This is a genomic window from Bordetella sp., from assembly GCF_051960075.1.
In the GTDB taxonomy this organism is placed as follows: domain Bacteria; phylum Pseudomonadota; class Gammaproteobacteria; order Burkholderiales; family Burkholderiaceae_B; genus Bordetella.
The window spans coordinates 1-19,661 of sequence record NZ_JBQCER010000045.1 but is presented as its reverse complement, the minus strand read 5'-3'; the positions used below and the strand labels follow the sequence as shown (position 1 = coordinate 19,661).

Genomic DNA, 19,661 nt, shown 5'->3' with positions numbered 1-19,661 from the left:
TATTTTGCGGGATCTGATGCCTGTCGAGCGATATTTGCCGATAATTCGAGGAGAAATCCGTCATTCGGTGGCGGCGAATGTGGGAATCCGCCAGAGCAGATCAATGTCAATTGATTCCGAGGGTGGGATAAACATATGGACCAACCGGTTTGCCGCCCGTCCAACGAAGCAGAACGCCTGCTGCGCCTGCATGCATTGGAAATTCTCGACACCGATCCGGAGCCCATCTTCGATGCGCTGGCACGCACCGCGTTGCAGGTCTGCCAGACACCGATCGCGTTGATCACGTTGGTCGATGCCGATCGGCAATGGTTCAAATCGAATATCGGCCTGGACCGCGTACGGGAGATCCCCCGCAATATCGGATTTTGTTCTCATACGATTCTGCAGCGGGATCTGATGGAGATCGCCGACACGCAGCAGGATGCGCGTTTCCTCGACGATCCGCTGGTGACCGGCGCACCCCATGTCCGTTTTTATGCGGGTGCGCCCATTGTGATGTCCGGCGGAGAAACCATCGGCTCGCTCTGCGTCATCGGGCAGGATCCGAAAATTCTCTGTCCCATTCAGCGCGCCACGCTGTTCAACCTGGCGGCCGTGGCCGCCACGACGCTGGAGATGCGTCAGCGCGCGCTCGAGATGGACCGCCTCAATGCCGAGTCGCTTGCGCATGTGCAGGAAATCCAAAACAAGAATGCGCTGTATCACGCCATCGTCGAAGATCAAAGCGATCTGATTTCGCTGGCCAAGCCAAGCGGGGAGCTGACTTTCGTCAATCGGGCCTATGCCGAACATTTCGGCCTTAAGCCGCACGAGATGATCGGCCGCAATCTGCTCGAGTACGTCGCCGCCGAGGACCGCGAGGCGGTGGCCGCGCACCTGCGGGATGTCTGCCGCCGACCCGGCATCGGCTACAGCGAAAACCTGATGCACTCCTCTTCCGGCGTCGAGCACCGGGTTGCCTGGACGAATCTGGCCATCGGCGACGAACACGGCAAAGTCATCACGCTGCATTCGGTCGGTCGCGACATTACCGAACGCAAGCGCGCCGAAATCGCGCTCCAGGCCAGCCGGGAGCATTTTCGGGCGGTCTACGAGTCGACGCCGGCGATGTTGCATTCGATCGACGCGACAGGCCGCCTTCTGTTCGTCAGCGATGTCTGGCTCAAGAAAATGGGCTATGCGCGGGATGAGGTGATCGGCCGATTCTCGAGCAGCTTTCTCACGCCGTCGTCGAGGGAATACGCGATGTCGGTCGTGTTGCCGGCCTTCTTCGAGAGCGGTCGCTGCGATGCCGTCAAATATCAGATGGTGCGCAAGGACGGCAGCATCATGGATGTGCAGTTATCGGCCGTGCTCGAGCGGGACGAGCACGGTCAGCCGCTGCATTCGCTGGCCGTGCTCCAGGACGTGACCGAAGAGAACATGATTTCGGCGACTTTGCAGGCCAATGAAGAACGTCTGGCGCTGGCGACCAGCGTCAACCAGATCGGCATCTGGGAAATCGATCTGCAATCCGGGCGTCTGACCTGGAACGACACCATGTTCAAGATTTTTGGGGGGTCGCGCAGCGATTTTCGCGGCATTTTGGCGGACTGGGAGGACAAGCTGCATCCGCAGGATCGGGAGCCCATGAAACGGATTCTGCGGAATGCCATCGCCAAGCAGGAGCCGATCGATTGCGATTTTCGGATCGTCCGCGAAAGCGGCGAGATCCGTCATATCAATTCCCGGGCGATCGTGATCGCCGATGCGCAGAAGCGGCCGGTGCGCGTGCTGGGCACCAATTACGATATATCGGAACGCAAGGAAATCGAGCAGGCTTTGGCGAAAAGCGAGCGGCGCCTGCGTTTGATCGCCAACAAGCTGCCTGTGCTGATCTCGCACATGGATACCCAGTTCCGCTATACATTCATCAACAACAAATATCGGCAATGGTTCGGTTTCGAAGACTCCGACGTGATCGGCAAGACCGTTGTCGAGGTATTCGGCCCGTCCTTGTTCGCCCAGATCGAGCATCATCTTCTCAAGGCATTGTCCGGCGGCGACGTGTCGTATGAGCTTGCCGCCACGATTATGGGTTCTCCGCGGAATCTTTCGGTGCACCATATTCCCGACCGCAACAACGACGGCGTCACGTTCGGCTTGTTCACCATGGTCCTGGACGTGACTGAACAGAAGCAGGCGCAAGCGCAATTGGAGGATAGCGAACGTCAACTGCGTGCGGTGACCGACAATCTTCCGGTGCTTATCGCTTACGTCGATACGCAAGAACGCCTGCGCTTCGTCAATCGAACATTCGAAGACTGGCTGGACCTGGGCCGGCAGCAGGCGATCGGAAAGCCGCTACCAGAAGTGATCGGCCCGCAGCCCTATGAAGAGCTGCGGTTGCCGCTGCAGCGCGCGCTGCGCGGCGAACGCATCGATTTCGACATCGAGTCGAAGATCAACGGAGTGCTGCGCCATCTGCACAACACCTACGTGCCCGACACGCGTGCCGACGGAACTACCCAAGGCATTTTCGCGCTCGGTACCGATGTCACCCTGCTGAAGCAGGTCGAACAAGAGATGCGCAATCTGGCCCGCGTCGACCCGCTCACCGGCCTGCCCAACCGCAGGCAATTCGACGAAAAGCTGGGCCAGGCGCTGGCGCGCAGCCGCGCCGCCGGGCACGAGCTGGCATTGATGTTCCTCGATATCGATCACTTCAAATCCATCAATGATGCCTACGGGCACGGCACCGGCGACCTGGTTCTGTGCGAGTTCGCCAAGCGCATCCGCGCCGGCGTGCGCGCTTCGGATACCGTTGCCCGTCTTGCCGGCGACGAATTCGTGATCATCGTGGAGGATTGCCTCGCGCCCGATGACGTCGAGATCATGGCCAAGAAGCTGATCGAGCAGGTGCGCGCTCCGATGGATGCCGACGGCATCAATATCCGGATGTCCACCAGCGTGGGTATCGCGCTCCATCAGACGGGAAATATTGCACCGTCCGATCTGCTCGCGCATGCCGATCGTGCCTTGTATCGGGCCAAGGCGGCGGGGCGAAACGGGTTCGCAACGTACCGCGGCGTCGAGTTCGACGGCGTGTGAGTTCTTCGGGTGGGTTGGCGTTACGCAATGTGCCGGGCAGTCGCGTCGATGCTCAGGCCGTCGCCCGCGCTTTGTGCCGCAGCACGACATGCATGGCTTTCTGCGACGCCACGGATTCGGCGCATTCGTATCCCAGCGCCCGCAGGTCCAGCCCTTCGAAAAGCGATTCTCCCCTGCCGAGCAACACCGGCGAGATGGCAATGTGCAGTTCGTCGATGAGGCCTTCGCGCAGATACTGCCGGATCGTGCCTGGTCCGCCGCCGATCCGCACGTCCATGCCTGCGGCGGCTTCGCGCGCGCGGTCGAGCGCTTCGCGCATGCCGCCGGTGACGAAGTGTAACGTCGTGCCGCCGTTCATTTCGATAGCGGGGCGCGCATGATGGGTCAGGACGAAGACGGGAACGTGATACGGCGGATTGTCGCCCCACCAGCCTTGCCAGTTCATGTCCGGCCAGGCCCCGCGCACGGGGCCGAACATGTTCCTGCCAAGTATCCAGGCCCCGACATTCTGAAAACCGCGGGCCGCGAAATCATCGTCGACCCCGGTCGTGCCGCCGTCTTTGCCAAATAACGCGCGTTGAAAGGTGCGGGTAGGGACCAGCCATTGATGCAGTTCCGTAGCGCCGACGCCGAGCGGATTCTCGAGGCTCTGATCTGGGCCTGCTCCGTATCCGTCGAGTGAAATGGTGAAGCCGTTGACGCGAACGCGTGTCATGGTTGCCTCCGGTTTGGATGCCTACCGTAGCAGAGCGGCGCATGGATGGAAAAAGTCTTTCGTAAGCGAATTCGACCGCGATGACTAGGCCTGGCTGTCCGCCGCGACCTGCGCCAGCTTTTCGCGCAGCCAGACGCTGCCCGGATCCGCCTGGTTGCGCGGATGCCACGCGGTGAAGAACGAGAATCCGCGCGCCTCGAACGGCAGCTCGAACACATCCAGCACGTCGCGATAGCGCGCCACGAGCCGCGACGGCAGCGTCGAGACGTAATCCGTGCGCGCTAGCAGTTCGGGCACGAGCGTGAAGTGCTGGACCGAAAGGGCGACGCGGCGCGCGCGTCCGAGCGACTGCAGATGTTCGTCCATGAAGCCGAAGAAGCTGCCGCCGCTGGTCGAGACAAGCACGTGCCCGAGCGCGCAGTAGCTGTCCAGATCCATCGGTGCGAGCCCGCGCGGATGCCCTTTGCGCTGCACGAAGACGAAGCGCTCGTCGTAAAGCTTGCGCGCTTTTGCCCATGCCGGAACCATGCGCTCCGAGCCGATCAATAAATCGATCTCGCCGCGCTCGAAGCGATCGAGACTTGTCGACTGCTCCGCGGCAACGAAGGCGAGCTGCACGCCGGGCCCTGCATGTTCGGCCCAGGACTGCATGAGCTGAAAACCCAGCACGGCGATCGCCTGGTCACTGGCGGCAAGGGTGAAGCGGCGCGTGTCGGTGCGCGGATCGAAGGTCGGCTGCCGGCGCACGACGGCTTCGAGCTGCTTGAGCACGTCGCGCAGCGGCGACATCAGCGCCATGGCACGCGCGCTGCGGGTCATGCCGCGGCCGCTGGGCGACGGGATCAGGAGCGGATCGCCGAAGATCAGGCGCAAGCGCGCGAGCTGTGTCGATAGCGCCGGTTGTGTCAGGTGCAGCCGCTCGGCCGCGCGTGTCACGTTGGCTTCTTCCAGCAGCGCGTCGAGCGACACGAGCAGGTTCAGATCGATGCCTCTCATATCAATCATGTTGATACGTCCAATTCTATTAATTAATTTCAAGAATACGTTGGGCATCTCTACAGTTCAACCATCCGATGTCCCTTTTGGAGAAAGACAATGAAAGCCTGGATGCTCGACCAACCCGGTAAACCCCTGGCTCTGCGCGACGAGCCGACCCCGCAGCCGCGGCGCGGCGCCGTGCTGGTGAAAATGGAGGCTGTGCCGCTGCTGAGCTACACGCGCGCCTATATCGAAGGCAAGCTGCCGTATGCCTTTCCGCCCGGCCCCTTCTCGCCGGGGACGAACGGCGTCGGCCGCATCGAGGCCGTCGGGGAGGGCGTGTTCGGCCTGCGACCCGGGCAGCGGGTGGCGGTGCATCCCTACTGGATGGCCGACGAGGCGGTGGTCGAACCCGAGCAGATCCTGATCGGTCTGACCGGCATCAGCGCCGCCAGCGCGCCGATGCTGGCCGATTTCCCGCACGGCACGCTACGCGAGTTCGCGGAGTTTCCCGCCTCGACCGTGCTGGCGCTCGACGGTCTGGACGAGGTGCCGTCGGCGCGCCTGGCGGCGCTCGCCAAATTTTCGGTGCCGTTCGGCGGCTTGCGCCGCGGCCGGCTGGCGGCGGGAGAGACGGTGATCGTGAACGGCGCGACGGGCTACTTCGGCTCGGCTGCCGTGATGGCGGCGCTGGCGCTCGGGGCCCGCCGCGTCGTCGCGCTAGGTCGCCGCGCCGAGCCGCTCGCCAGGCTCGTCGAACTGGGCCGCGGCCGCGTCGCACCGGTCGTGCTGACGGGCGACGGCGCGCGCGATGTCGCCGCGATCCGGGCGGCGGCCGGCGGCGGCGCCGATCTGGCCTTCGACATGGTCGGTCAGGCACAGGAGCCGAATGCGACTCTCGCGGCGCTGCGCAGCCTGCGCCGCAACGGGCGGCTCGTGCTGATGGGCAGCATGAACGTCGACTTGCCGATTCCCTACGGCGAGATGCTGCTCAACAACTGGGAGCTGATCGGCAACTTCATGTATACGCGCGCCGATTACTTGGCGCTCGTCTCGCTGGCGGCGTCGGGGTTGTTGCCGCTCGATGCGGTCGAACTCTCGACCTACTCGTTCGCGGAACTCGAAGTGGCAATCGATCGCGCAGGGGCGGCCCAGGGGCTGCAGTGCACGGTCGCCAGCGCGCAAGGGGATCGGGCCTGGGGTTGAGCCGGGCGCCGCGCGGTGAGCGCGCTCAGGACCGCTCGAACGATTTGAGGAATTTTTCGATCCGGCGGTCGGGGACGATCCACATCGCGGCCACCAGGGCATACAGAAAATAGGAGACCGCCGGCTCGAAAAAGGCCAGCGCGATGCCGGCAAGATAGAGCAGGGGTGAAACCTTGCTCTTGCAATCGGCGCCCAGGGCCTGTTTCATCACCGACGCCTTGCCCTGGGCGCGCATGATCGTGATTTGAAAAACGTTCCAGGCGAGCGCGGTGGTGAGCAGGGACACCCCGTACAGGGCCGTGGGCAGCGGCGCGAAGCCGTGCTCCCCGGCCCATGCCGTCGTGAACGGCACCAGCGACAGAAAGAACAGCAAGCCGAGATTGGCCCAGAGTATGCCGCCGGTGACGTCGCGGATCAGGTGGGCGAAGTGATGGTGGTTGTTCCAGTAGATGCCGACGTAGATATAGCTGAGCACGTAAGACAGGAAGACCGGCCACAAGCCGAGCAAGGCTTGAATCGTTACCTCGTGCGGAGGGTGCATTTCGAGCACCATGATGGTGATGATCACCGCCACGACGCCGTCGGTGAATGCTTGCAGCCTTTCGGATTTCATTTCTCGTGTTCCTGGAAAACGTCGCTGGCGTTCTTTGCTTATTTGCGGGCAAATTTACTATAGCCAGCTGGCATTTAGCGGATTGCGGCCGACAGCAGCGACTCGCGTTGTGCCGCACCTTGCGCGCAATCGCCGCGTCTTTTGGGGAGCGTTCCGGGCCGGTCAGAGAACGAGGTGGCCGAGCTGCCATAGCCCGAGCCCGGCCAGCAGCGCGGCCGAGCACAGGTTGACGGCGCGTTGCCAGCGTTCGTCGAAGCGGTTGCGCAGCCAGCCCACGCCGGTGGACAGGATCAGCCACCACAGCGCCGAACCTGTCAGCACACCGGCCACCATCACCCAGGGCGAGGCCGACGGCGTGCGGCCTGCCAGCGCGGCGAACACCGCCATGAACGACAGGATGGTCGTCGGATTCGATATCGTCAGCACGAAGGTGCCGGCTACGTAGCGCAGCAGCGTGCCGGCGGGTGGCGGCGCATTCGCGCGGCGCACCGCCGGCTTGGTCGCGATGCGCCAGGCCAGCCACAGCAGAAAACCGCCGCCGAACAGGCCCAGCCACAGTCTCAGGCTAAGCAGCCAGGCGATCAGTCCGCTTACGCCGAACGCGCCGATGGCGCCGTATATCGCGTCGGCCAACGCCGCGCCCAGCCCGGTTGCCAGTCCCGCGGGGCGGCCGTGGTCCAGCGTGCGCTGAATGGCGAGCAAGCCGATCTGCCCGACGGGCGCGGCGATCGACAGCCCGATCAGCAGCGATTGGCAAAACAGCAGGGGCGCAGAGGGTGAGAAGGTCGGGTTCATGCCGAGAATTATCCAATGGCAGGCACCGCTTGCACATGGCAAAAGACCAAGAGAAAATCGATTTCGTCATCGATTTTTCAGGCAAAACCTCTTTATGGCCGAATCACTGCAACTCGATGCCAAAGCCTGGGCGCTGCTGATGGCGTTGCAGGAAGATGGCCGCGCGCCGCTCAAGACATTGGCCCTCGCCGCCGGCTTGTCGGTGCCCGCCACGGTGGAACGGCTCAAGCGCCTGAAGGATGCCGGCGTGGTGCGCGCCGTGGGCGCCGAGCTGGATCCGGAGCAAGCCGGTTATTCCGTGCGCGCCATCGTCGGCATCACCGTGGTGCAGCCCGGCAAAAAGGCTTTTCTCGACAAGCTGCGGCGTGCGCCCGAAGTGCTGGAATGCCATCACGTGGCCGGCGCCGATTCCTATATCGTGACCGTGGTGTCTCCCAGCCTCGAACAACTGGAGCGCTTCCTGGGTTCCATCAATCGTTACGGCGAAACGCGCACCTCGATCGTCTTCTCCACGCCCATCCCGCGCCGCGGCCTGGTGCCGCCTGGGGCGTCGCGTTGACCGATTTCTTTTACGGCCGGTCTGTGTCGGCGCACCGTTGCACGAACCCGGGTTCGTGCGCGAGCACGCCGTGAGTGTCACGCCACCACGTTGCGAACGAAGCGCACGATGGTCCTGCCCACATTCTGATATCGATAGGGTTGCGCGCTGCTGTAAATCGCAAAGCCGCCCGCCTCGACGATCCTTTCGCCTTCTTCCAGCGCGATCTTCAGGCGGCCTTCGATGACGTACACCATTTCGTGCCAACCCTCCGGGTCGGGCTCGGCGTCGTAGCTTTCCTCGACGGCAAGCGACCATATCCACAATTGCGCATCGTGACTGGCCGGAACACTGCCCAGCAAGGTGGCGTGGCTTTCGGGCTTTTTCCCACGCCACGCCAGGGCCTCGATCTGTTGGGGCGACCGGGCGGGATCGCTGACCACGTCGACGAACGACACGCCCAGCGCGGCCGCCAGGCGATCAAGGGTGGACAGGCTGATATTGGTGCCGCCGCTTTCGATATGAACCAGCATGCGCCGGCTCAATCCGGCGGCATCGGCCAAGGCCGCTTGGCTTAGCGCCGCTGTCTGGCGCAAGCGCCGGACATTGGATGCAACGTGCGCCAGTACGTCTTCTCTCATCGCTTGGGGCAATATATTGCGCAATCTGTGATATGTGCAATATATTGCACCATAGTTTCCACCTTGCGTCACGCTGTGTTCATGAATGACTCACGCCGTTTGTCGGCCGCCGTTGCACTGTCCCGCCAGGAACTGGCCCTTGTCGTCATCACGATGGTCTGGGGCGCCACGTTTCTGGCCGTTCACCTGGTCATGCGCTATTCCGGTCCGCTGTTCTTCGTCGGGATCCGTTTCCTCTTCGCGGGACTGTTGGTGGCCTTGATGTCCCGCAGGCGGTTGAAGGGTCTGACGCGACATGAGCTAAAGGCCGGATCAGCGATCGGAATCGCGATGGTCGCCGGCTATGGGCTTCAAACGTATGGGCTTCAAACCATACTCAGCAGCCAATCCGCATTCATCACGGCGATGTATGTGCCGATGGTGCCGCTCTTGCAATGGATCGTGCTGCGGCGACCGCCTCACGTCATGAGCTGGCTGGGCATCGCCTTCGCGTTTGCAGGCCTGCTTCTGTTGTCGGGGCCGCAGGCCGGGACGATTTCCCTGAGTGCCGGCGAGATCGCCACCGTGGTCGGGGCGCTGGCGATAGCCGCGGAAATCATCCTCATCGGTCGATTCGCCGCATCGGTCGACAGCCGTCGCGTCACGGTCGTGCAACTGCTTGTGGCCGGCGTGTTGTCGCTGCTGCTCATGCCGGTCGCCGGCGAGGCTGCTCCCGCGTTTTCCTGGGTATGGCTGTGCGGCGCCTTGGGCATGGGGCTCGCCAGCTCAGTCATTCAATTGACGATGAACTGGGCGCAAAAATCGGTGTCTCCGACGCGCGCCACGGTCATCTATGCCGGCGAGCCGGTATGGGCCGGCCTGGCTGGGCGCCTCGCCTGCGAACGACTCCCGGCACTCGCTTTGTTGGGAGGCGTTTTCATCGTCATCGGCGTGCTCGTCAGTGAACTTCGGCCGTCAACCAGACCTCTGAAGTTATCGCCCACCGTCAACGAATGATCAATACACTACCCGACGTTGCAGAAAGATCGCGTTCCAGCCAGGTCTTCAGACGGCGCGACGCATCTTGACCCCATTCCTTCGCCACACTTGAACGCCATCCCGGCCGCCCATGACTCTCGCTGAAATCTGCATTCTCATTGCTTGCCTGCTTCCCATCGTCTGCGCGGGTATTGCCAAGTCTCAGGGCTTCGGCAAGGCGCGCCGAGACGGCGGCTTCGACAATCACGATCCGCGAGCATGGCTCGCCGGTCTTCAGGGTTGGCAGGCGCGCGCTCACGCGGCCCAACTCAATAGCTTCGAGGCGTTGCCGCTCTTCATTGCCGGCGTCTTGGTGGCTCAGCATCATCACGCCGTTCAGCAGACCGTGAATGCGCTCGCGGCGGCCTTCATCGTGCTGCGCATCGGCTTTATCTGGGCGTACCTTACGGATCGGGCCAGCCTCAGGTCAGCCCTCTGGACTCTCGGCCTGATTTGCTGCGTCGGGCAATTCTTCGTGTAAAAACGGCTGTCTGTGCGCGGCCCTTTTAGCGTTAACAGGCCCTAGTTGTCGAAAGACTTATGCATGCCGTCGCGCGACTGCATTCCTAGCTTTCCTTCGGCACCCATGGCATCTTGCCAGGCAATCATGGCGTTTGCCACGGCATCTTTCTCGCCATGAAACGCAAGTACCGTCTCGCCGCATGAAGGGCAGACGCCGCCGAATGCGGCGTGAATGCCGGGCATGCCTCGGGTATCGATCAGGCCAAAGTCGGTGAACGACGTCTTGCACGCTCCGCACACCATCTTCGACGGGCGCAACGCATCAACTTTTTCTCTGGCTTGCGTGACGCGCTGATCGTGCGTGCCTCGATTCTTTGCTTGGCCCATTTTTTTCTCCGGCTTTAGTGAGCGAGTTTTGCGGACCGTTGAATAAGCATGAGTCCGCCATTGCGCGCGGCCCGCGAGGTGTCGGCCGCATTTTTTAAAGCGGCCGCTTCGAGCGACAGAAAAACCTATTGGTCGGTCTTCGCCCGCCCCACGGGAAACCAGCGCGGCAACATCGTGACCAGCACGTCGTCTTTGAGGACGATATGGTGAAAAAGCGCGGCGAGTGCGTGCAGCCCGGCAAGCCACATGATGGTGTCGCCCAGCCACGAGTGCAGAATCGCAAGAATGAACCCCGCACCGTGCGACGCGCCGAACCAGGGCTGGACATCGGCCCCGCCCAGAAGCGTCAGCGGGTGCCCTTCAAGCCATGCGCCTGCAATGGCGGTCAGCGGCAGGGCCAGCAGCAACAGATACAGCGCCCATTGCACCAGCCTGGACATCAGGATCATCAAGGGGGAGGCCGGCGGCTCTTCGGGGTGGGCGGCGACGGCCTTCCATAGCAGGCGGATGACGGTAAGCGCGAACACGCACAGGCCCAGCGTTTCGTGCAATCGGCGGTCGAATTCGTGCACGGCGGAGTAGACGCGCTGTTCGGGTCCGCCGGGGCCGTACAAGAACGCAATCAGCACGACGATCGCCGTGCACCAGTGCAGAAGTTGGGAGATGGAACCGTAGCGGTCGACGGGGCTTTTCACCATGGCGTTTCCGATGTGCGGCGAGTGATACAGGCAAGGCTGCGCATATCGCGGCGGGTTGCCGGATATCGGCGCGATTGCAGCCAAGCGTAGCACAGCGATTTCCACCTCGGTGGTCGGGTGGCTGACCGACTCGCAGGCTTGGTGTCTGGAAATTACAGGCACATTCCCAGTTGTTTCGCCCGGTTCATTTTGCGCACGGTGGCGTCGAACAGCTTGATGGCGAAGGAGTCGTCCCGGATCAGGCCGGCGGCGAGCCCGGAGCAGCGGCTCTTGATGCTGTCGGCCAGCGTGATGTTGGAGCCCGGCAGGCAGCCCGCGTGGTATTGGATTTCGGCCGCGCGCTGCACCGTCCATAGCAGCATGAAGGCGTTGGGGATGTCTTTCTCGCACACGGCGATGCCGTGGTTGCGCAGCGCCAGCACGTGCTTGTCGCCCAGACTGGCGATCATGCGTTCTTTCTCGTCGGCGAACAGGGTGATGCCTTCGAAGTCGTGATAGCCCACACGGCCGAAGAGCTGCGCGCCGTAGAAGTCGTCGTGATGAAAGCCGTCCTGCTTGAGCGTGATGGCCGACACGGGGCTGGTGTGCGTGTGGACGATGCAATGGACGTCGGGCCGCGCGCCGTGGATGGCGCTGTGCAGGGCGAATCCGGCCGGGTTGGCGGGGTAGGGCGAGGGCTCGACGAGGTTACCGTCCAGGTCGACCTTGAGCAGGTTCTCGGGCGTGACTTCGTAGTAGTTCAGGCCGAAGGGATTGACCAGGTAGTGGTGCGCCGGGCCGGGCAGGCGGGCCGAGATGTGGTTGAAGATCATCTCGGTCCAGCCCAGAAAGTCGACCAGGTGGTAGAAATCGGCCAGTTGCACGCGCAGCTGCCATTCCTCGTCGGAGAAATGGGCTGGCTTGAGTTGGGTGGCGTTGTCGGCGTGCATGGCGATCTCCTGGGTGGGGCGTTTCTCGAGGGGGCGGTTTCGGGGGGAATGGGTCTTGCAGGCCCGGGTCAATAGCCCGAGCGGCGCTCGTCGCGAAAGCGCGTGATCGACAGTACCGCGCGGGTAACGGGCATGGGTATATCGTAGCGCTGCGCCAGCTCCAGCACTGCGTCGCCGATGGCGGCCAGCTCCAGCGGCCGGCCGGCTTGAAAGTCTTGCAGCATCGAGGTGCGGAACGAGCCCAGCTTGGCTGCCCGGTCGAGCATGGCGAGCCGGGTCTCGGTCAGGCGCGCGCCATAGGCTTCGGCCACGGCGATGGTTTCGTCGATGATGTCGCCGGCGACCGCACGTAACGGGCCCGGGCTGTAGATCTGCCCCAGCGTGGCGCCGCCCGCGGCCACGGAGACGGGGTTGGAGCTGAGGTTGGCGGCGACCTTGGACCAGACGTTGTCGCGGATGCGGTCGCTGGCCTGGGCCGCGATGCCCGCCGCGTTCAAGGCGTCGCACAGCCGCTGTACGCGCGCGGTCGATGGGCCGCCGGGTTCGCCGAGGATGAGTTTGTGCGGGCTGTTGGAAACTACCGCGCCCGGCCCGGTGGTTTCTGCCGTCATGTAGACCACGCACCCCACGAGCCGCGCCAGCGGCGTCACGGCCAGCAGCGCGCCGCCCGGATCGACGGCCTCGACGTGCCTGCCTTCGTACGGGCCGCCTTCGGCGTGGAAGTACCACCAGGGTATGCCGTTGATGGTGGGCACGATGACGGTGTCGGGGCCGATCATCGGCGCGCACTGCGCCAGTACGCCGGCCAGCTGGTGCGTCTTGGTACAGAGAAAGAGCACGTCCTGCGTGCCGAATTCGGCTTGGTCGCTGGCCGGCACGCGCACGTGCGTTTCGCCGGAAAGATCGCGCAGAATCAGGCCTTTGTCGCGCAGCACGGCCAGCGTGGCGCCGCGGGCCAGCACGCTGACGTCCCGGCCCGCACGGGCCAGGCGCGCGGCCAGCACGCCGCCGATGGCGCCGGCGCCGGCTATGCACAGACGCATGTCGGCTCCGGTTGGGCGCGGCCGAGGAATCGGTGCGCGCGTACGGAAGGCTTCATTCCCGATGGCCTCCCATGCCCAGGTAGACCTCGATCACGCGCGGGTCCCGGGCCAGCTCGCGGGCCGGGCCTTCGAGCGTGACGGCGCCGGTCTCGAGCACATAGGCGTAGTCGGCTACCTGCAGCGCCGCTCGCGCGTTTTGTTCGACCAGCAGGATGGACACGCCCAGCGTGCGCAGCTCGGACACGATGCGCAGCACTTCGCGCACGATGCGCGGGGCCAGGCCCAGGCTGGGTTCGTCGAGCATCAGCAGCCTGGGCTTGGCCATGAGCGCGCGGCCCACGGCCAGCATCTGGCGCTCGCCGCCAGACAGCGTGCCGGACAGCTGCCCGCGGCGCTCTTTCAGGCGCGGGAAGAGGTCGTAGACTTCTCGCAGCGACTCGGACTGGTCGCGCTTGCCCGTGCGGTAGCGGTGGAAGCCGCCGAGAATCAGGTTGTCTTCCACGCTCATCTCGGCGAAGAGTTCGCGCTTTTCAGGGACCAGGCCCATGCCGGCGGCGACCATTTCCTCGATGTCGGCGTGCGCGCGGACTTTGCCGCCGAAATGTACGGCGCCGCCCGAGGGCAGCAGCCCCATGATGGCCGAGAGCAGCGTCGTCTTGCCTGCGCCGTTGGGGCCGATGACGGTCACGATCTGGCCTTCGGCCACGTCCAGGTTGACGTCGGCGACCGCGGTGACCTTGCCGTAGGCGACCTGCAGGTCGCGAACTTCCAATAACTTAGTCATATCGCCCCCTCGGCGCTGCGCGCTGTCTCCCCAAGGGGGGTGTGTTCTCGGGGCGGTTCGACCGCCGCATCGTCGTCGATCCCGCCCAGGTAAGCTTCAAGCACGACCGGGTCGTTCTGGATGTCGGCCGGCAGGCCTTCGGCGATTTTCTGGCCGAAATCCATCACCACCACGCGGTCGACGAGGTTCATGACGAAGTCCATGTCGTGCTCGACCAGCAGTACGGCCATGCCTTCGGAACGCAGGCGCGACAGCAGCTGGGCCAGCTCCTGCTTTTCTTGATGGCGCAGGCCGGCGGCCGGTTCGTCGAGCAGCAGCAGATACGGGTCGGCGGCCAGGGCGCGCGCGACTTCGAGTATGCGCTGCTGCCCCAGGGCCAGCGAGCCGGCGGGCGCGTGCATGTGCTGGCCCAGGCCCACCCGTTCGATCTGGCGTGCCGCTTCGGCCAGCAGGCGCGCCTCTTCGGCGCGGTCGCGGCGCCAGGCCGAGCGCAGCACGCCGCTCGTGCCGCGCAGGTGTGCGCCGATCGCCACGTTCTCCAGTACTGTCATGCGGCCCAGCAGGCGCACATGCTGGAAGGTGCGCGATAGGCCCAGTTTGGCGATGGCGCGCGCGCCGATGCCGGTGATGTTCCGGCCGCGCAGGGTGACGGTGCCCGAGGTGGGGGTATCGACACCGGAGATCTGGTTGAACATGGTGCTCTTGCCGGCGCCGTTGGGGCCGATCAGGGCCAGGATCTCGCCGGCGCGGATCTCCAGCGACATCCGGTTGTTGGCCACCAGCCCGCCGAAACGGCGCGTGATCTCGTGCGCCTGCAGCACCACGTCGCCGCGTTCGGGCATGGGCTGTCGGGGCAGGGGCTCGGCCTTGGCGTCGATCTGGCGCTGCGCCGCGCGGATCGGCACCAGGCGCGACAGCGTGGGCCACAGACCGATGCGGGCGCGGTGCAGCAGCAGCACCATGCCGAAGCCGAACACGATGGTCTCGAAGTTGCCGGTGTGTCCCAGCAAGCGCGGCAGCAGATCCTGCAGCCATTGGTTGAGCACGGTGAAGATGCCGGCGCCGATCACCGCGCCCCATACATAGCCCACGCCGCCGATCACCGCCATGAAGAGGTAGTCGATGCCCTGTTCGATGCTGAAGGGGTTGGGGTTGATGAAACGCTGGAAATGCGCGTACAGCCAGCCCGCGGCGCAGGCCTGGAGCGCGGCGATGATGAAGATGATCATGCGGGCCTGGGCCGTGTCCACGTCCATGGATTCGGCCATGACCCGGCCGCCGCGCAAAGCGCGAATGGCGCGGCCCATGCGCGAATCGAGCAGGTTGTTCGTGGTCCAGATGCCCAGGAGCAGGAAGACCAGGATCAGGTAGTAGATCTGGCCGCCGTGCATGAGCGGCACGCCCAGGAGCGAAACCGGCGGTATGTTGGTCAGGCCGCTGTAGCCGCCCAGTCCGTCGACGGTGCTGAAGGCATAGAACAGGCTCAGGCCCCAGGCCAGCGTGCCCAGGGGCAGGAAGTGTCCGGACAGTCTCAGCGTGATGAGGCCCAGGATGTAGGCCGCAGCCGCCGTGATCAGCATCCCGGCCGCCAGCCCCGTCCAGGGCGTGGCCAGCCATGCGAGGCCATGAGGCAGGCTGGCTGCGTTCAGGCAGAGCACGGCCGTGATGTAGGCGCCCATGCCGACGAAGGCCGCCTGGCCGAAAGAGATCAGCCCGCCGACGCCGGTGAGCAGAACCAGGCCGATGGCGGTGAGCGCGTACAGTCCGATGTAGTCGAGCAGGGTGACGGTGAAAGGCGGCAGGACGAGCGGGGCCAGCGCCAGCAGGACGACCAGGATCGCGACGAGATGGCGAGGCTTCATTCCCCGTCCTCCTCTTCCTCGACGTGCCGGCTCTTGAACGAGCGCCACAGCAGGACGGGGATGATCAAGGTGAACACGATGATTTCCTTGTACGAGCTGGCGTAGAACGAGGAGAACGATTCGATCAGGCCCACCAGAACCGAGCCGACCGCCGCGACCGGATAGCTGACCAGCCCGCCGATGATGGAGCCGACGAAGCCCTTCAAGCCGAGCAAAAAGCCCGAGTCGAAGTAAAGCGTGGTCATGGGTGCGATGAGCAGGCCCGAGACGGCGCCGATCAGGGCCGCGAAGAAGAAGGTGATCTTGCCGGCGAACGTGGGCGAGATCCCCATGAGCCGGGCGCCGACGCGGTTGTAGGCCACGGCGCGCAGCGCCTTGCCGTACATGGTGCGGCCGAAGAAGAAGTAGAGCGCGACGATCAGCAGGACGGACACGAGCACCACGCAGGCGGCCTGGCCGTTGATGCGCAGACTGCCCAGAGCCAGCGTAGCGTCGATGAAGGGAGTGGTGCGGCCGCCGTCGGCGCCGAAAGCCAACAGCCCCAGACCTTGCAGGGCCAGGTGCAGGGCGACGGAAACGATGAGCAGCACCAGCGACGAGGCCGTGGCGATGGGCTGATAGAACAGGCGGTAGATTTGCGGCCCCATGGGCACGATCAGGGCCAGCGTGAGCAGAGCCTGGGCGAGCATGGGCAATTGGGCCAGCGGCAAGGCGCGCAGCAGCGCCGCCAGCGCGAAAGGATAGGCCAGCTTGCACAGGAACAGCGGCCCTGCGCGCACGCGGCCGGTTCGTTTGTACATGGCCCACAGATCGACCAGCGCTTCGCAGACGGCGAAGGCCATCAGCAGCCATACCAGCGCCGCCGGTTTGCCGGCCTGTATGGCCGCCATGGTCAGCGCGCTGAAGGCGGCGAATTCGCCTTGCGGGATGAACAGCACCCGCGTGACGGTGAACACCAGCATGATGGACAAGGCCAACAGCGCGTAGATCGCGCCGTTGGTCAAGCCATCCTGCCCGAGCAGCAGGACGATCTGTGCATTCATGCGAATGGGCTCAAATAGTCGGGTTTATTTGAGCAGCTTCCACTGGCCGTCCTTGACGATGATCAGCTCGCGGCCGCGTTCGTCGAAGCCGCTGTGGTCTTCGGGCGTCATGTTGTAGACGCCTTGCGTGCCGACCAGGTTCTTGGTTTGCTCCAGGGCGTCGCGCAGCGCGCTGCGGAACTCTTTGGTGCCCGGCTTGCCCGCCTTCTCGGCGATGGGGATGGCGCGTTCGAGCAGCAGGCCGGCGTCGTAGACGTTGGCGCCGAAGGTGGCGGGCGTCTGGCCGTTATAGAGCTTCTTGTAGGCGTCGATGTACTTTTCGGCCACGGCCTTGGACGGATTGCTGTCGGGAATCTCGGGCAGCACCAGCATCAGGCTCGCGGCCAGGATGGTGCCGTTGACTTCCTTGCCGCCCAGCTTCAGGAAGCTGGGCAGGGCGGCGCCGTGGGTCTGGTAGAACTGGCCCTTGTAGCCTTGGTCGACCAGGGTCTTTTCGGGCAGCACGCTGGCCGCGCCCGGCGCGGCCACCAGCACGGCCTGCGGATTGGCGGCAAGGATGCGCAGCGCCTGGCCGGTGACCGAGGTGTCGGCGCGCGAGAAGCGCTCCTGGGCGACGATCTTGATGCCGGCCTTGGCGGCCAGGCCGTTGACGACCTTGAACCAGTTTTCGCCGAACGGATCGGACAGACCGATGAGGCCCAGGGTCTTGATGCCGGTCTTGACCATGTGATCGACCAGCGCCGTGGCGATGATGTCGTCGTTCTGCGTGGTCTTGAACACCCACTTCTTCTGCGGCGTCATGGGCAGCACCACGTCCGCGCCGCCCACCGGCGCCAGCATGGGCACGCCGGCTTCGGCCACGAACTGAATCACGCCCATGGCGTTGGGCGTGCCCGTGGGGCCGATGATGGCGTCGACGTGATCTTCGGAGATCAGTTTTTTCACATCCGTGACCGATGCCGTGGTGTCGCTGCCGTCGTCGAACGCGATGTACTGCACCGTGAGGTCGCCGATCTTGGTCGGCAGGAGCGGCACGGTATTCTTTTGCGGAATGCCGACGAGGGCCGTGGGGCCGGTCGCCGAGGAGATCACCCCGATCTTGACCTGGGCCATGGCCGGCAGGCAGAAGAGAGCTGCGACGGCCGTGGCGGCCAGGGTCAGTTTCATGGACTTCATGACAAATCCTCCGGTCTTATCAGTATTGATGCTTCGGAAAGGGGTACTGCGATGAAAAACGTTCACGACTTGCCCGGCACCATGGCCAGCACGCGCAGCGGGCTGCCCGAGCCGTGCCGGATCTTGAGCGGCGCGGAGAAGATTACCGCACCGGTGGGTGGAAGCTGATCCAGGTTGGTCATGCATTGCAAGCCGTAGCGGCTATTGCCGTGCATGAAGTAGTGACAGGGAAAAGGCGGGTCGAAATGCATGGCCTGTCCGGCGTCGGTGCCGACCGATTCGGTGCCGAAGCCGTGCACGTCGCGTTCCTTGATGAGCCAGGGCACGACGTCGGCGTCGGGGCCGGGCGTGTGCTGGCCGTCGGGTTTCATGTTGAGGTAGTCGACCGCCTTGTCGCGCTTGGACCAATCGGTGCGCATGAACACCCACGCGCCTGCCGGGATACGGCCGTGCTGTGCTTCCCACTTCTCGACGTAGTCGATGGTGAGCAGGAAGTCGGGGTCTTTGGCGCTGGGCTCGGAGCAGTCGATCACGCAGGCGCTGGCGATGAAAGCCGAGAGCGGCACCGTGTCGACGGTATTGTCGGGCAAGTCCTTGCCCGACACCCAATGCACCGGCGCGTCGAAGTGCGTGCCGGTATGTTCCGAGCACGAGAAGTTGTTCCAGTACCAGGCCGGACCGCGCTCGTCGTAGCGCGAGATTTCTTCGATGCGGAAAGGCCATGCCTGGCCGAATTCCGGCGGCAGCACGATGGTGGGAAACTCCGGCGTCAGCGTTTCGGTGAGATCGACGATGCGGATCCCGCCGTTGGCCAGCGCGCCCATGAATTGGGTGAGGATGTGTGCGCTCATGCGTGTTCCTTCCTTGGGTAAGTGGCGGGCTCAGGCGCCCAGTTCGCGTTCGAGTCCCTTGGGGTTCTCGGCCAGGCGCTCGCGGAACTCCTTGGCCACGTCGCCTACGTAGACTTCTTCCAGGCCGTCCTTGAGCGCGCCGACGATGGCCTGGGCCACGGCCTTGGGCGCCACGCGCGGCGGCGGGGTCAGCTGCTCCCACTCGTGGTCGAGCGGGCCGGGAAAGACATTGAGCACGCGCACGCCCGAGGGCCGCATCTCGGCGCGCAGGCCCTGCGCCAGCGACAGCGCGGCCGCCTTGGTTGCCGACCAGACGGCCCGCGCGGGCAGGTTCATCTGCGCGTAGATCGACAGCACGTTGACCCAGGCTACGGCGTTGCGCGTGCCGTCGGCGGCGCGGGCGCACATGGCCGGGCCGAAGGCGTGGGCCAGGCGCATCATGCCCAGCACGTTGATGTCGAGCAGGTTGCGGGCGGTGTTGACGTCCTTGGCATACAGCAGGCCGCCTTCGCGTTCCATGTCGGCGGTGTTGACCAGGATCTCGACCTTGCCGCCGTATTCGCCGGCGGCGCGCTCGAGCGAGTCGGTGTCGGTGACGTCCAGCGGCACCACCTTGATGCGCGGATCGGCGGCCAGTTTTTCGAAGGCCGGATCTTTGCGCCAGAGCTGCGGGTCGCCCAGCAAGACTTCTGCGGCGCCGGCATCGAGCAGGGCTTGCGTCACGGCCATGCCCACGGCGGATTTTCCGTCGGTGACGAGCGCGCGGCGGAACTGCGGGTCGCAGGCGGTTTCGCGCAGGATCTTGTCGTCTTCCATATGCGGTGTGTTCT

At 64.4% G+C, this 19,661-nt stretch carries 20 protein-coding genes; 5 read left to right on the top strand and 15 right to left on the bottom strand.

The window, feature by feature from the left end; genetic code table 11:
- Positions 1 to 135: 135 nt before the first annotated feature.
- Positions 136 to 3,093 (top strand): PAS domain S-box protein, encoded by a 2,958-nt coding sequence (locus tag ACTHJ1_RS05675; RefSeq protein WP_440188981.1) that lies wholly within the window; start codon positions 136 to 138, stop codon positions 3,091 to 3,093.
- A 52-nt stretch (positions 3,094 to 3,145) separates the two neighbouring features.
- Here ACTHJ1_RS05675 and ACTHJ1_RS05670 read toward each other — a convergent pair whose 3' ends face one another.
- Together ACTHJ1_RS05670 and ACTHJ1_RS05665 are read right to left on the bottom strand one after the other, a co-directional pair.
- Complete coding sequence (locus ACTHJ1_RS05670) at positions 3,146 to 3,808, bottom strand: dihydrofolate reductase family protein (RefSeq protein ID WP_440188978.1); 663 nt, start codon at positions 3,806 to 3,808, stop codon at positions 3,146 to 3,148.
- 84 nt (positions 3,809 to 3,892) lie between these two features.
- On the bottom strand, positions 3,893 to 4,813 hold the full coding sequence (locus ACTHJ1_RS05665; protein ID WP_440188975.1) for a LysR family transcriptional regulator: 921 nt from the start codon (positions 4,811 to 4,813) through the stop codon (positions 3,893 to 3,895).
- A 90-nt stretch (positions 4,814 to 4,903) separates the two neighbouring features.
- Between ACTHJ1_RS05665 and ACTHJ1_RS05660 the strand changes: the two genes are divergently transcribed.
- Entirely contained in the window at positions 4,904 to 5,992 is a 1,089-nt protein-coding gene (locus tag ACTHJ1_RS05660; protein WP_440188972.1) for a zinc-binding dehydrogenase, read from the top strand.
- A 25-nt stretch (positions 5,993 to 6,017) separates the two neighbouring features.
- Here the strand turns inward: ACTHJ1_RS05660 and ACTHJ1_RS05655 are convergent, their stop codons facing one another.
- Both ACTHJ1_RS05655 and ACTHJ1_RS05650 read right to left on the bottom strand, forming a co-directional pair.
- Positions 6,018 to 6,605, bottom strand: a complete 588-nt coding sequence (locus ACTHJ1_RS05655) for a TMEM175 family protein (RefSeq protein WP_440188969.1) — start codon at positions 6,603 to 6,605, stop codon at positions 6,018 to 6,020.
- Positions 6,606 to 6,767: 162 nt separating this feature from the next.
- The gene (locus ACTHJ1_RS05650; RefSeq protein WP_440188966.1) at positions 6,768 to 7,400 is read right to left on the bottom strand and encodes a LysE/ArgO family amino acid transporter; all 633 of its coding nucleotides are present in this window, start codon (positions 7,398 to 7,400) and stop codon (positions 6,768 to 6,770) included.
- A gap of 94 nt (positions 7,401 to 7,494) precedes the next feature.
- On the opposite strand from ACTHJ1_RS05650, the gene ACTHJ1_RS05645 reads away from it, so the two are divergent.
- On the top strand, positions 7,495 to 7,959 hold the full coding sequence (locus tag ACTHJ1_RS05645) for an Lrp/AsnC family transcriptional regulator (protein ID WP_440188963.1): 465 nt from the start codon (positions 7,495 to 7,497) through the stop codon (positions 7,957 to 7,959).
- A gap of 77 nt (positions 7,960 to 8,036) precedes the next feature.
- On the opposite strand, the gene ACTHJ1_RS05640 is transcribed toward ACTHJ1_RS05645, so the two are convergent.
- Complete coding sequence (locus tag ACTHJ1_RS05640; RefSeq protein WP_440188960.1) at positions 8,037 to 8,579, bottom strand: helix-turn-helix domain-containing protein; 543 nt, start codon at positions 8,577 to 8,579, stop codon at positions 8,037 to 8,039.
- 81 nt (positions 8,580 to 8,660) lie between these two features.
- On the opposite strand from ACTHJ1_RS05640, the gene ACTHJ1_RS05635 reads away from it, so the two are divergent.
- Positions 8,661 to 9,575, top strand: a complete 915-nt coding sequence (locus ACTHJ1_RS05635; RefSeq protein ID WP_440189076.1) for a DMT family transporter — start codon at positions 8,661 to 8,663, stop codon at positions 9,573 to 9,575.
- A 112-nt stretch (positions 9,576 to 9,687) separates the two neighbouring features.
- On the top strand, positions 9,688 to 10,077 hold the full coding sequence (locus tag ACTHJ1_RS05630; protein WP_440188957.1) for an MAPEG family protein: 390 nt from the start codon (positions 9,688 to 9,690) through the stop codon (positions 10,075 to 10,077).
- Positions 10,078 to 10,118: 41 nt separating this feature from the next.
- On the opposite strand, the gene ACTHJ1_RS05625 is transcribed toward ACTHJ1_RS05630, so the two are convergent.
- The 10 genes from ACTHJ1_RS05625 to ACTHJ1_RS05580 all read right to left on the bottom strand — a co-directional run.
- On the bottom strand, positions 10,119 to 10,445 hold the full coding sequence (locus ACTHJ1_RS05625; protein WP_440188954.1) for a hypothetical protein: 327 nt from the start codon (positions 10,443 to 10,445) through the stop codon (positions 10,119 to 10,121).
- A gap of 125 nt (positions 10,446 to 10,570) precedes the next feature.
- On the bottom strand, positions 10,571 to 11,143 hold the full coding sequence (locus tag ACTHJ1_RS05620) for a cytochrome b (RefSeq protein WP_440188951.1): 573 nt from the start codon (positions 11,141 to 11,143) through the stop codon (positions 10,571 to 10,573).
- A 152-nt stretch (positions 11,144 to 11,295) separates the two neighbouring features.
- Entirely contained in the window at positions 11,296 to 12,072 is a 777-nt protein-coding gene (locus ACTHJ1_RS05615) for a class II aldolase/adducin family protein (RefSeq protein WP_440188946.1), read from the bottom strand.
- A gap of 68 nt (positions 12,073 to 12,140) precedes the next feature.
- Positions 12,141 to 13,115, bottom strand: coding sequence for a ketopantoate reductase family protein (locus ACTHJ1_RS05610; protein ID WP_440188943.1), 975 nt, complete (start codon positions 13,113 to 13,115; stop codon positions 12,141 to 12,143).
- Between the two features lie 52 nt (positions 13,116 to 13,167).
- The gene (locus ACTHJ1_RS05605) at positions 13,168 to 13,899 is read right to left on the bottom strand and encodes an ABC transporter ATP-binding protein (protein WP_440188940.1); all 732 of its coding nucleotides are present in this window, start codon (positions 13,897 to 13,899) and stop codon (positions 13,168 to 13,170) included.
- Positions 13,896 to 15,761 carry a branched-chain amino acid ABC transporter ATP-binding protein/permease gene (locus ACTHJ1_RS05600; RefSeq protein ID WP_440188937.1) on the bottom strand — a complete coding sequence of 622 codons (1,866 nt, stop codon included), beginning with the start codon at positions 15,759 to 15,761 and terminating at the stop codon, positions 13,896 to 13,898. The genes ACTHJ1_RS05605 and ACTHJ1_RS05600 overlap by 4 nt, the downstream gene beginning before the upstream one ends.
- Positions 15,758 to 16,804: a branched-chain amino acid ABC transporter permease gene (locus ACTHJ1_RS05595; protein WP_440188934.1), complete on the bottom strand. Its 1,047-nt coding sequence runs from the start codon at positions 16,802 to 16,804 to the stop codon at positions 15,758 to 15,760. Before ACTHJ1_RS05595 ends, ACTHJ1_RS05600 begins: the two co-directional genes overlap by 4 nt.
- Before the next feature lie 24 nt (positions 16,805 to 16,828).
- Complete coding sequence (locus ACTHJ1_RS05590) at positions 16,829 to 17,980, bottom strand: ABC transporter substrate-binding protein (RefSeq protein ID WP_440188932.1); 1,152 nt, start codon at positions 17,978 to 17,980, stop codon at positions 16,829 to 16,831.
- A gap of 62 nt (positions 17,981 to 18,042) precedes the next feature.
- Entirely contained in the window at positions 18,043 to 18,831 is a 789-nt protein-coding gene (locus ACTHJ1_RS05585; protein ID WP_440188929.1) for a cyclase family protein, read from the bottom strand.
- A gap of 30 nt (positions 18,832 to 18,861) precedes the next feature.
- Positions 18,862 to 19,661 (bottom strand): SDR family NAD(P)-dependent oxidoreductase (locus ACTHJ1_RS05580; RefSeq protein ID WP_440188926.1); only part of this gene is annotated, 800 nt, incomplete at its 5' end.